This window comes from Rhizobium sp. L1K21 (assembly GCF_024055895.1).
Lineage (GTDB): Bacteria > Pseudomonadota > Alphaproteobacteria > Rhizobiales > Rhizobiaceae > Ensifer_A.
The window spans coordinates 2124180-2136235 of record NZ_JAMXLE010000001.1; the positions used below are offsets into that span (position 1 = coordinate 2124180).

A 12056-nucleotide genomic window follows, 5' to 3' on the forward strand; every position below is an offset into this window, starting at 1 on the left:
GACGACCGGAAATGATTGACACTCTGCCGCGTAAAACAACTTGAATAAATGCCGCCACCCCACATGGCGGCATTTTCTCTTAGCCAACAAACGCTGTGGCTTCTGTCGCAAAGCGGGCTTTATTTCCGCCGCATGGCCTCGGCCAGTTTGGCGGCCAGCGCCCCCTCGCCTTGTGATTTGGGGGCTGACTGCATGGGGCGGTTGCTGGTGCGGGGGCCGCGGTCTTCGCGTTTGGGTGGCTGACTGGCCTCGCCGCCACCATCCTTGCGCATGGTCAGCCCGATGCGTTTGCGCTTCACATCGACTTCGGTGACGCGCACTTTGACCACATCGCCGACTTTGACCACTTCGTTCGGGTCTTTCACGAAACGGTCGGCCAGCTGGGAAATATGCACAAGGCCATCCTGATGGACGCCGATATCAACGAAAGCACCAAAAGCGGCAACATTGGTGACAGTGCCTTCCAGCAGCATGCCGGGCTTCAGATCGGTGATTTCCTCCACGCCGTCGGCAAAGGTTGCCGTCTTGAATTCTGGGCGCGGGTCGCGACCCGGCTTTTCCAGCTCGGCGATAATGTCTTTCACCGTCGGCAGGCCGAAGCGCTCATCGACGAAGACGCGCGGATCGAGATTTTTCAGCGCGGCGCTGTCGCCCATCAGCGTGCGCACATCGCGGCCACAGGCCTGCACGATTTTCTTGGCCACGCCATAGGCTTCCGGGTGCACCGATGAGGCGTCCAGCGGTTCATCGCCATTGGCGATCCGCAGGAAGCCTGCGCATTGTTCAAAGGTGCGTTGGCCAAGACGGGCGACTTTGAGAAGTTCCTTGCGGCTCTTGAAGGCCCCAACCTCGTTGCGATGAAGCACGATGGCTTCAGCGGTCGAGGGGCCAAGGCCGGACACGCGGGCCAGCAGCGGGATCGACGCCGTATTGAGATCGACGCCAACGGCATTCACCGCATCTTCCACCACGGCATCGAGCGAACGGGATAGATGGGTCTGGTCCACGTCGTGCTGATATTGGCCTACACCGATGGATTTCGGCTCGATCTTCACCAGTTCAGCCAGCGGGTCCTGCAGGCGGCGGGCGATGGAGACCGCCCCGCGCAGCGACACATCCAGACCGGGAAATTCCTTGGCCGCTGTTTCCGAGGCCGAATAGACCGACGCACCGGCTTCGGAGACGACGACCTTTTGCGGCTTGGGGCCGGTGATGTTGGCGATCAGTTCGGCGGCAAGCTTTTCCGTTTCGCGGCTTGCGGTGCCGTTGCCGATGGCGATCAGCTCGATGTTATGCTTGCGCACCAACTGGCTCAGCGTTGCCAGCGAACCGGCAATGTCGTTGCGCGGCTGGAAGGGGTAAATGGTGGCGGTTTCGAGGAGTTTGCCGGTGGCATCAACGGCGGCGACCTTCACGCCGGTGCGGATGCCGGGATCAAGGCCGAGCGTGGCCTTTCCACCCGCAGGGGCTGCCAGCAGCAGATCCTTGAGATTGCGGGCGAAGACGCGGATTGCCTCTTCTTCGGCGCGCTCGCGCAATTCACGCATCAGGTCGAGAGAGAGTGAGGACGACAGTTTCACCCGCCAGCACCAGCCTGCCACCGTCATGAGCCATTTGTTGCCCTCGCCCTCCGCGCCGATCTGATATTCAGCCGCGATCATGCGCTGGGCGGGCTTGATCGGGTTTGGATCGTCAGCGTCCACATCGATGGTCAGCGAGAGAACTTCCTCGTTCCAGCCGCGCAGCATGGCGAGCGCGCGATGTGAGGGAACGTTTGCCCAGCGTTCGTTGTGCTCGAAATAATCGGAGAACTTTGCACCGGCCTCCTGTTTGCCGTCGACCACTTTCGCGCGGAGATAGGCATTCTCCTTCATGTGGTTTCTGAGCCTGCCGAGAAGGGCTGCATTTTCGCTCATGCCTTCAGCGACGATATCGCGCGCACCTTCCAGCGCAGACTTGGTGTCCGGCACATCGGTATTGATATAGGCTGCGGCCAGCGTTTCGGGATCGGCCTTGCGGTCGTTCAGGATCGCCTCGGCCAAGGGACCAAGGCCGCGCTCGCGGGCGATTTCGGCCTTGGTGCGGCGCTTCGGCTTGTAGGGCAGATAAATGTCTTCCAGCTCGGCCTTGGTGGAGGCCTTCGCGATACTGAGGGCCAGTTCGTCGGTCATCTTGCCCTGGGACGTGATCGAATCGGCAATCGAGACGCGGCGGGCCTCCAGTTCGCGCAGATAGGCCAAACGTTCGGAAAGCGTGCGAAGCTGGGTATCGTCCAGTCCGCCGGTGACTTCCTTGCGGTAGCGGGCAACGAAGGGAACGGTTGCCCCCTCATCCAGGAGTCCGACAGCCGCTTTTACCTGATCCGGTCTGGCGTTGATCTCGGTGGCGATAAGGCTGGCGATGCGTTGTTCTGCGGACATGTGGCTCTCAAGTGGATTGAACGGGAGGCGGAATTTATCTGCGCTTTCCCTACCCGCCAATTGCGACTGAAAGAGGGTCCACAGGAAAGAATTCGCGGACTGTTATTTATCTTTCTCATTGCGAATGGGCGCGCGGCTCAGCGCATTGGCGCCCTCAGTCGCCTTGGCCAGAAGGCGCATGAATTCGGTCTTTTCGCTTTCCTCAAGACCGCTCAACAGAGCCTCCTGTGCTGCCAGCACGGCGGGCTCGACATGCGCAATGAGGGCAAGACCCGCTTCGGTCAAACGAAGCTCTTTAGCGCGGCGGTCGCGGGGGCTTGGATTGCGCGTCACCAAGCCTTTGTCGACAAGGCGGTCGATAACCCCACCGATGGTGGCGCGATCATAGGCAATGAGGCCGGCAAGCGTTGCCTGATCAACACCGGCATTGGCACGCACCTTTACCATGGCGGCAAATTGCACCGGCGTGAGGTCACTGCCCACTGCACCCACTTCGGCATGAAACACCGCAACGGCGATCTGCTGGAAACGGCGCGCAAGATGGCCTGGCAGGTTGTTCATATCGTCGATCATGCGTCCTAGATTACCCATATTGACAGTACACTTATAATAAGTATACTTACTTTTATCAACTCCACTGTCCTGCTTTTAGCATGCGTGAGGCCGTTGCCCACTCCTTTGCGCAATTCTAATGACCAAGCTTAGGGCGTTTGTGGAAAACCTGCTGGAGGAGACAGGCATGCAGTTTCATATGGAGGGCTTTCGCCCTGGCGATCCCTTGATCAAACCGGCAACGGAGGAGGCCGGTAACGCGCCCGGCGCAGCACTGCCGGATACAGTCGATGTCCTCATTATCGGCTCCGGCCCCGCAGGCCTCACTCTTGCAGCACAGCTTTCGACCTTTGCCGATATCAATGTGCGCATTGTCGACCAGATGGAAAGCCCGCTCAAGCTCGGCAAGGCCGATGGTATCGCCTGCCGGACGATGGAAATGTTCAACGCGTTCGGATTTGCCGAACGCATTATGAAAGAGGCCTGCTGGATCAGCGAAACAACCTTCTGGAAACCCGCACAGGACGGGAAAGCGGGTATCGAACGGCACGGGCGCATACAGGATGTGGAAGACGGGCTTTCGGAATTTCCGCATGTGGTGCTCAATCAGGCCCGTGTTCACGATTATTATCTTGAATATATGCGCAATTCCCCGCGTCGGCTGGAGGTGGACTATGCGCGCAAGATGCTCGATCTGACGATCGACGAGAACGCCAATGACGTTCCGGTAACCGTTCGCCTGGAGCGCACGGATGCGGCCCATGCCGGGCAGATCGAAACTGTGCGGGCGCGTTATGTGGTCGGCTGCGATGGTGCGCGCAGTGCCGTGCGTCAATCCATCGGGCGCAACCTCAAGGGCGATGCACTCAATCAGGCCTGGGGCGTCATGGATATTCTGGCGGTGACGGATTTTCCCGATGTGCGGATGAAAAGTGTGATCCAGTCTGCCGAAGGTGGAACTTCGGTGATCATTCCGCGCGAAGGCGGCTATCTTTTCCGCATGTATGTGGAGATGGATGAGTTGGCCGAAGACGAGCGCGTGGCCAGCCGCAATCTTACGGTCGATAAGCTGATCGAATCGGCAAAACGCATCCTGCACCCCTATACGCTTGATGTGAAAGAGGTCGCCTGGTGGTCTGTTTATGAGATCGGTCACCGCATTACCGACAAGTTCGACGATGTACCGGACAGTGAGGTGGGTGCACGCCTGCCCCGCGTATTCATCGCGGGCGACGCCTGCCACACGCATAGCCCCAAGGCCGGACAAGGCATGAATGTTTCCATGCAGGATACATTCAATCTCGGCTGGAAACTCGCCCATGTGCTGCAGGGCAAAGCCATGCCGGAATTGCTGCACAGCTATTCGGCGGAGCGGCAGGCCATTGCGCAAGATCTCATCGACTTCGACCGCAATTGGGCCGCGATGCTCAGCGCCCCTCTCCGCTCTGCAGAAAACCCCAATGGCGTGGACCCTGCGGAGGTTCAAAAGCACTTCGTGCAGTCCGGGCGCTATACGGCTGGAACGGCCACTGTCTATTCGCCTTCCGTGCTCACCGGCGAAAACACGCACCAGCCTCTGGCTTCAGGCTTCAAGATCGGCACGCGCTTTCATTCCGCACCGGTGATCCGGCTCAGCGATGCCATGCCGATGCAGCTTGGGCATGTGTTTGAGGCTGATGGACGCTGGCGCCTGTTAGCCTTTGCCGCATCGGGCGATGATGGTTCTGCGGGCGGACCAATACAGAGATTGTGTGAATGGCTTTCCGAAGCGCCGAATTCGCCGCTTGTGAGATATACGCCGAAGGATGGCGATCCCGATACGGTGATTGACCTCAGGGCCGTCTTCCAGCAGGGCTTCGGCGACCTGACCATTCCGGCCATGCCCGCGCTTTTGCGTCCGGAAAAGGGCCGCTACCCCCTGGAGGACTGGGAGAAGGTTTTCTGCTCCGACCTGAAATCCGGCAAGGATATATATGATATGCGGGGCATTGACCGCGCCAAAGGCTGCATTGTTGTTGTCCGCCCCGACCAATATATCGGGCACGTTTTGCCGCTTGACGGGTTTGAGGCTCTGGCTGCCTATTTCGACGGCTTCATGACGCCGCAAAGATGATGGGAGCGTCAGGTTTCCCGGCTTTTATGCCTTGTGCTGGAAAGCCGGGACGATGTCGAGAATGTCGAGGGCGTTGAAGCCCTCCTTTTGAAAATGGCCTGAAATATGGAGCTGGGCAAAGCCGTGAACCAGGCTCCAGTACATCATCTGCGCCCGCAGTTCCGCATTCACTGTTTCGGCCTTATCCCAGACAAGACCTTCCGCACCATCGCGCAGGACATCAAAACAAGTGCGGGCGGCCGATAACAAATCGGGGTCATCGCTGTTTGTGCGGCGTTTGGAAAACATGAGCTCGAACAGGCCCGGCTGGGCTTTGGCAAAACGCACATAACCTTCAAAGGCCGCGTTGCGGCGATCACTCTGCGTTGCATCTTCAGCCACATTTTCCGTCATCGCCGCGGCCAACCTCTTGTAGCCAACAGTGGCAATGGCGGTATGAAGCCCGGCAATGTTGCCAAAGTGGTTTTTAGGCGCGGTGTGGCTGACGCCGGTTCGCTCGGCAAGTGTCCGCAGGGACAGGCCTTCGATGCCGGTTTCCTCCAGGATCGCCAGCCCGTTTTCAATGAGCGCCTCTTTCAGATTGCCGTGGTGATATTTTTTCTCTTTGGCCATCAACTACTTACTCGAATTAATGTTTCCACTGTAAATATCAACTTGACCGCGCGTCGTCAATGCGCCACCAATATATACACTGGAAACATTTAGAGGCTGCCATGAGCAATCACACTCCGCCACAAACACAGTATTTCAATCATTTGGTCGAGACCTTTCCTTCCATGGCGGGCAAGATGGTGATGATTACAGGCTGCACATCCGGTACCGGTCTTGTGCTTGCCAGGACCTGCGGCAAGCTTGGCGCGAAAGTGGTGATGCTGAACCGGCCATCCGCCCGGGCTGACAAGGCATTGAAGGCCATGCTGGATGCCGGATATGACGCGGTGTTGGTGCCATGTGATCTTTCAAGCTTTGAGAGCGTGCGGGCGGCAGGCAAAGCGCTCAGAGAACAGTTTGCTACGAGCGGCTGTGATGTGTTGTGCAACAATGCAGGTATTATGGGCATGCCGGATTCGGCGACGGTTGATGGTTTTGACGTGCAGATGCAGGCCAATCATCTGTCCCATTTTCTGCTGACACATGAAATCTGGCCGCTGCTGGAAAAGTCTGGAGAACTGCATGGTGAGGCCCGCGTGATCAATCACTCGTCCGGTGCCAGAGGTCAGCCGGGGGCTCCAGTGCAGGCGAAATACCTTCAGCCCAATGGCGGCAAGCTTGGTGGTGACCGCTTTCCCGGCATGCAGAAATGGAAGCGCTATCAGCAGAGCAAGCTTGCCAATCTGATGTTTACCTATGCGCTGCATGACCACGCGACTGCGCGGCCCGGCAACCGCGTGAAAAGCCTCTGCGCACATCCGGGCCCGACCGATAGCGGACTGCAAGGCAAGACGACAAAGGCCGGTGGTGACGGATGGCTGGACCGATACATCATCAACAGAACGCTCAAAGCAGCGCATTCGGTGGAAGATGGCGCGAGCGGCATTGCGCGCTGTGCTTGTGAAGCAGGTGTAGAGAGCGGCCAGTTTTATGGTCCCGAGAGAAAGGGCAAAGCCGGTCCCGCTGTCCTGCTGCCCGCCGAACGCAACGCAGAAAACGAGCGCCTGCTTTGGGACGAAAGCCTGAAAGCAACGGGCGTGGCCGATTTCTTCGCGGCGTGATCCGCTGCCGCCTCAGCGGATCAAGAGCGAGAGCGCACGTAGAGCGGAAGCGACGAGGATGACGGCGAAGATCCAGTTCAACACACGGCCATAGCGCGGGTCCGACAATATCCGCGCGAGCACCATGCCTGCGCCGAGCCAAAGCAGATGAATGAGGACAATCATGGCCGCGAGCGAGATGACCTTGATCACGGCCTCGACGAGCGGCGAGGCAAGGCCGAATTGGGCCGATGCATAGACTGCAGCGATTGCCGCATAGGCTTTCGGGTTGGCAACCGCCAGCAGGTATCCGCCGCCAAAACCCGGTGGCGGGGCGGCTTTCTGGCTGTTGTCCAATGGCGCAGCCATGGCAATCTTGTAAGCAAGGTAGAGAATGTAGAGTCCCGAGACAGCGATGAGGGCGGGCACAAGCGCGGGCATGGCCAGCAAGGCGGTAACAAGACCTGCCGCAACGAGGGCCAGGACGGTTGCAGTTCCGCTCATCAGACCGGTCACATATGGCAGCGATCTGACGAAGCCATAGGCACTTCCGGATGCAGCAGCACTGACGGTGGCCGGGCCTGGGCTGCCCATAATCACCGCCGAGGCAAGCAGCATCGAAGTCAACGGGAGGAAGAGACCGCTCGTCAATGTCGCATCCATAACACTCTCCTGCACTGTCGCGGGAGATCATTTCATCGAAGGGAAAAGCCGTCTTGAACGAATGTGCAAACCGCCCGCGCCCCTCATTCAAAAGCATTGCTGTGTGAGATGGTTTATCGTGGCTCTCGAGAGAAAAACATTCTATCAAGCTGCGCAATCGGACAGAAAACCAAACAGGGGCCTTTTCATGAACCTTTGCCCTTGCGGCTCATCCCGGCTCTATTCTGCCTGTTGCGGCCCTTACCTCAAAGGGGCTGCAGCACCGACGGCAGAAGCCTTGATGCGGTCGCGCTACAGCGCCTACACATTGGGCGATATCAGTTACATAGAGCGGACCTGCGCAGGCCCGGCAGCGGATATGTTTTCCAGGAACGATGCCGCCCTTTCGGCGGCCAGAACGGAATGGCTCGGCCTGACGATCGTAAGCCACGCGCGTGGTCTGGAGGGCGATGAGATCGGAACGGTTGGCTTCACGTTCGAAGGAAAGCAGAACGGCCAGCATTTTCGAGAAAGCGAAGTTTCATTCTTTCGGAAAATCGATGGGCTTTGGTTCTACTGGGACCGGGAAACGCCGGGCAAAAGTAGTGGTGCTGCGGGCAAGACCATCGGTCGAAACGACCCCTGCCCCTGTGGTTCAGGCAAGAAATACAAAAAGTGCTGCGGCGCCTAAAGCGGATCGCATTTTATCTCACTCAAATGCGATCACGCTTTTTCCTTGTTTTACCGCATGTACGTTATCGCTTAATCGAAGACGATTAAGCGCGGCACGATTCAAGCGTCCGGCCAACGCCCGCCCGCCCGCGTCCAAGCCAATTCCAGAGCTGCGGTCAGCTCCTCCTCATCGACCTTTGCAAGGACAATAGTCGTTGCACCCTTTTCACCCCATTTATTGGGAACCGGAAAGAAGGCTTCGGGATGCATCATACATTTGAATTGCTGCTCTTCGGGCGAATACATCAGGTTCGCAGTCAGGCGGTCGGGGGCAAGTGTGGCATAGTGTTTCTTGACCCGAAATGCCGTGCGGTCGAAGTGCGGACGGGCCTCTGTTCCCGGCAGTGAATGGGCAATCCGCTCCAGGTCTTCTGCACTTGCCATGGATGTCTCCGATTCTTCAGATCAGTGCTCGATCATCTCACCAATCGAAAAAAATCTACCAGATACGGCTGAGAAAATATCGGAACAAACTCACCTGCACCACGTTTTCTGCTCACATCGGAACAGCCGAAAGGAAAGAGCGATGAAAAACTATCTGATTATTTCCGGTCTTGTTGCAGCAGGTCTGGCTGCCACACCGGCGTTGGCAACGGAAGGCACTGCAACGGGTGCTGCAGGCGGTGCCATTACGGGCGCTATCGTCGGTGGACCAGTCGGCGCCGCTGTGGGCGGTGTGATTGGCGCGATTGCCGGCACTGCTGTTGATCCGCCGCCGCAAGAGGTAGTCACTTATGTCCGCGCACAGCCCATGCCGGCTGAGCCCATGACGCTGGAAGGTGAAGTGGCCGTTGGTGCCAAATTGCCCGAACAGGTGGTGCTTGTCGAGGTCCCTGAAGACCCGACTTATGCCTATGCCTTCGTCAACGGCCACCGCGTGATTGTCGATCCGAAGACTTACGTGATCGTGGGCGTTGCCGACTAAGCAACTCCATTCAACGAAAAGGCGGCTTCCGAAAGGTTGCCGCCTTTTTCACGTCAGCTGGAATAATCGAGGCCCATTTCGCGATAGCGCTCAGGGTCATCACCCCAGTTTTCGCGCACTTTCACGAACAAGAACAAATGAACCGGCTGCTCTAGGATTTCCGAAATTTCCTTGCGCGCGTTCATGGAGATCGCCTTGATGGCCTCGCCGTTTTTGCCGAGTGCAATCTTCTTCTGGCTGTCGCGCTCCACATAGATCACCTGCTCAATGCGCACGGAGCCATCCTTGCGCTCTTCCCATTTTTCCGTCTCCACATGGGAGGAATAGGGAAGTTCCTGATGCAGGCGCAGGAAGAGCTTTTCGCGCGTGATTTCGGCGGCCAGTTGGCGCATCGGCAAATCGGAGATCTGGTCTTCCGGGTAATACCAGGGGCCTGCAGGCAGGGCTTTTGCGAGATAGTTCATCAAAGCATCGCAGCCTGAGCCAGACGTTGCCGAAATCATGAAGGTCTGCTCAAACTCGACCTGTTCATTGGCGTCACCCGCAAGTTTCAAAAGCACTTCCGGCTTCACACGGTCGACCTTGTTCAAGGCGAGGATCTTCGGCTGTTTGACGTCCTTCAGCCCTTCAAGGATTTTCTCCACATCCCCTTTCAGTCCGCGCTCGCTGTCGATCAACAGAAGAATGATGTCTGCATCTTTCGCGCCGCCCCAGGCGCTGGTGACCATGGCACGGTCCAGCCTGCGGCGCGGCTTGAAGATGCCGGGCGTGTCCATGAACACGATCTGCGTCTGTTCGTGAATGGCGATACCTCGCACGATGGCGCGCGTGGTTTGAACCTTGTGGCTGACAATCGACACCTTGGCACCGACAAGGCGGTTTACGAGGGTGGATTTTCCCGCATTGGTCGCGCCAATAAGCGCGACAAAGCCGGAGCGGGTTTCAGTTTCGCCAGTCATGATCTTTTCCAATATGAGGCTGGGGGCCGTAAGAGTTTACGCCCAGACGCCTTCGCGTTCCAGCAATTTCGTTGCGGCGTCCTGTTCGGCTGCACGCTTGGAGCGGCCTGTGCCTTCCTCGCGCGCGACGCCTTCGATTTCCACGGATACGGTAAAGCGCGGGTCGTGATCCGGGCCGGAGCGATCGAGAACGGTGTAACGCGGCGTAACGGAACGGGTCGCATGCGCCCATTCCTGCAGCTCGGTCTTGGCATCGCGGCGCGCGCCTTCCGATTGCTTGGCGCGATCCTGCCAGTTCTTCACGATGAAGCCACGCGCAGCCTCGAGCCCGCCATCAAGATAAAGGGCTGCAATCAGCGCCTCGACGACGTCGGCACGCACGTTGAGCATGCGCTTGCCGGTTACGTTTTTCACATCAGAGCCGGTGCGAATGTAGCGGTGAAGCGCCAGTTCATCGGCAACGGCAGCGCAAGTGGCGGCGCTCACGAGCTGATTGAGGCGAACCGAGAGCTCGCCCTCATTGGCATCGGGAAAGGCCTGATAGAGCATTTCGGCAACGCAAAGGCCGAGCACGCGGTCGCCCAGGAATTCCAGACGCTCGTAAACATCCTTGCGCGATGTGCGGGCGCTGGCATGGGTGAAGGCCCGATCAAGACGCTCCTTGAATGAAAACGCATATCCAAGGATGACTTCGAGTTCATCACGTTCCTGATTGCTCAGCGGCTGGTAACCCATTTCAATCGACACTTTTAAAGAGGCGGTCCCACCGCATGTTGAACGGCCATTTCCAGACTTCGGAGAAGCTGGTGTTGTTGCCGAGCGAGAAGAAGATGATGGTGGCACGGCCGACCAGGTTTTCGGCGGGAACAAAGCCCACGTCAAAACGGCTGTCGGCGGAGTTGTCGCGATTGTCGCCCATCATGAAGTAATGACCTGGCGGCACGATGAATTCGCGGGTGTTATCACCAAGCGTACCCTGAGCCTCGTCCAGCGTATCGTAGTTCACGCCGTCCAGCGTTTCCTTGAAAACGGGGATGTCATCGCGCAGGTCGCGGGCATAATCGGAGTTGAACGTGCCGTCCGGCACTTTGGGCACTGCATTGCCGTTCACATAAAGCACACCTTCCTTGACCTGGATGCGATCACCCGGCAGGCCGACGCAGCGCTTGATATAGTCGATGCTGGGGTTCGGCGGGAAGCGGAACACCACGACATCGCCGCGCTTGGGCTCGCCTTCCCAGATCCGGCCTTCGAAAAGATCGGGCGAAAACGGCATGGAATATTTGGAATAGCCGTAAGCGAACTTGTTGACGAAGATGTAATCGCCAACCAGCAGGGTCGGCATCATCGATCCGGAGGGAATGGTGAATGGCTGGAAAAGCAAGGTGCGGATGACGGCAGCCAAAAGCAGCGCCTGGATGACAACCGATACGGTTTCCCAAAATGAGTTTTCCGATTTTTTCTTTTCAGACACGCGATCCATTCCTTGAAATAGCCTTTCCGAGGTTTGCCCTCTACTTTCGGCTGCCGAAAATCAGGCTCGACTTCTCTAACCATTTCGCCCCCTTGGGGCAATAGCCGCCGCATTTCACGCACGGCCGCATCCGCTGCAATTATGGCAATGGCAGGGCCTCGATGATGACAAAAGCCTGCGCGAGCGGAAAATCGTCCGTAATTGTCAGATGCACGACTGCAGAATGGCCGGCGGGCACCATCTCTTCCAGGCGTTTGGCCGCACCGCCAGTCAAGGCCATGGTGGGCTTGCCACCGGGCAGGTTGACAACCCCCATATCCTTCCAGAAGACACCGCGTGCAATGCCCGTTCCCAGGGCTTTGGCACAGGCTTCCTTCGCGGCAAATCTCTTTGCGTAGGAGGCGGCACGTTCCTTGCGGCGGTCCGACTTGGCACGTTCGATTTCGGTGAAACAGCGATTGGTGAAGCGCTCGCCGAAGCGCTCCAGCGATTTTTCGACACGGCGAATGTCAATCAGATCGCTTCCAAGTCCAATGATCATCTGGTCC

Annotated in this window: 13 protein-coding genes; 4 read left to right on the top strand and 9 right to left on the bottom strand. The window is 58.0% G+C overall.

Translation table 11 applies throughout. From position 1 onward, the window contains the following. Positions 1-119 precede the first annotated feature (119 nt). Entirely contained in the window at positions 120-2420 is a 2301-nt protein-coding gene (locus NHF56_RS10240) for a Tex family protein (protein WP_252803984.1), read from the bottom strand. A 102-nt stretch (positions 2421-2522) separates the two neighbouring features. Next, a complete protein-coding gene (locus NHF56_RS10245; RefSeq protein WP_254007600.1) occupies positions 2523-3011 on the bottom strand; it encodes a MarR family winged helix-turn-helix transcriptional regulator in 489 nt (162 codons plus the stop codon). Positions 3012-3159: 148 nt separating this feature from the next. Between NHF56_RS10245 and NHF56_RS10250 the strand changes: the two genes are divergently transcribed. Then, on the top strand, positions 3160-5085 hold the full coding sequence (locus NHF56_RS10250) for an FAD-binding monooxygenase (protein WP_252803986.1): 1926 nt from the start codon (positions 3160-3162) through the stop codon (positions 5083-5085). Positions 5086-5109: 24 nt separating this feature from the next. On the opposite strand, the gene NHF56_RS10255 is transcribed toward NHF56_RS10250, so the two are convergent. Further along, entirely contained in the window at positions 5110-5697 is a 588-nt protein-coding gene (locus tag NHF56_RS10255) for a TetR/AcrR family transcriptional regulator (protein WP_252803988.1), read from the bottom strand. A gap of 101 nt (positions 5698-5798) precedes the next feature. Here NHF56_RS10255 and NHF56_RS10260 point away from each other — a divergent pair, with 101 nt between their 5' ends. Then, entirely contained in the window at positions 5799-6797 is a 999-nt protein-coding gene (locus NHF56_RS10260; protein ID WP_252803990.1) for an SDR family NAD(P)-dependent oxidoreductase, read from the top strand. 12 nt (positions 6798-6809) lie between these two features. On the opposite strand, the gene NHF56_RS10265 is transcribed toward NHF56_RS10260, so the two are convergent. Next, positions 6810-7439: a LysE family translocator gene (locus NHF56_RS10265; protein ID WP_252803992.1), complete on the bottom strand. Its 630-nt coding sequence runs from the start codon at positions 7437-7439 to the stop codon at positions 6810-6812. Positions 7440-7626: 187 nt separating this feature from the next. Here NHF56_RS10265 and NHF56_RS10270 point away from each other — a divergent pair, with 187 nt between their 5' ends. Beyond that, complete coding sequence (locus NHF56_RS10270) at positions 7627-8109, top strand: YchJ family protein (protein ID WP_252803994.1); 483 nt, start codon at positions 7627-7629, stop codon at positions 8107-8109. Positions 8110-8210: 101 nt separating this feature from the next. Here the strand turns inward: NHF56_RS10270 and NHF56_RS10275 are convergent, their stop codons facing one another. Next, positions 8211-8534 carry an MmcQ/YjbR family DNA-binding protein gene (locus NHF56_RS10275; protein ID WP_252803995.1) on the bottom strand — a complete coding sequence of 108 codons (324 nt, stop codon included), beginning with the start codon at positions 8532-8534 and terminating at the stop codon, positions 8211-8213. Between the two features lie 142 nt (positions 8535-8676). Here NHF56_RS10275 and NHF56_RS10280 point away from each other — a divergent pair, with 142 nt between their 5' ends. After that, a complete protein-coding gene (locus NHF56_RS10280) occupies positions 8677-9075 on the top strand; it encodes a DUF1236 domain-containing protein (protein WP_252803998.1) in 399 nt (132 codons plus the stop codon). 53 nt (positions 9076-9128) lie between these two features. On the opposite strand, the gene era is transcribed toward NHF56_RS10280, so the two are convergent. From era to acpS, 4 genes are all read right to left on the bottom strand, one after another. Further along, the gene (gene era, locus NHF56_RS10285; protein WP_252804000.1) at positions 9129-10034 is read right to left on the bottom strand and encodes a GTPase Era; all 906 of its coding nucleotides are present in this window, start codon (positions 10032-10034) and stop codon (positions 9129-9131) included. Between the two features lie 36 nt (positions 10035-10070). After that, entirely contained in the window at positions 10071-10769 is a 699-nt protein-coding gene (gene rnc / locus NHF56_RS10290) for a ribonuclease III (RefSeq protein WP_252804949.1), read from the bottom strand. Between the two features lies 1 nt (position 10770). Next, complete coding sequence (lepB, locus tag NHF56_RS10295; protein WP_252804003.1) at positions 10771-11508, bottom strand: signal peptidase I; 738 nt, start codon at positions 11506-11508, stop codon at positions 10771-10773. Between the two features lie 139 nt (positions 11509-11647). Then, positions 11648-12049 (bottom strand): holo-ACP synthase, encoded by a 402-nt coding sequence (gene acpS, locus NHF56_RS10300; RefSeq protein WP_252804006.1) that lies wholly within the window; start codon positions 12047-12049, stop codon positions 11648-11650. Between the last annotated feature and the right edge of the window lie 7 nt (positions 12050-12056).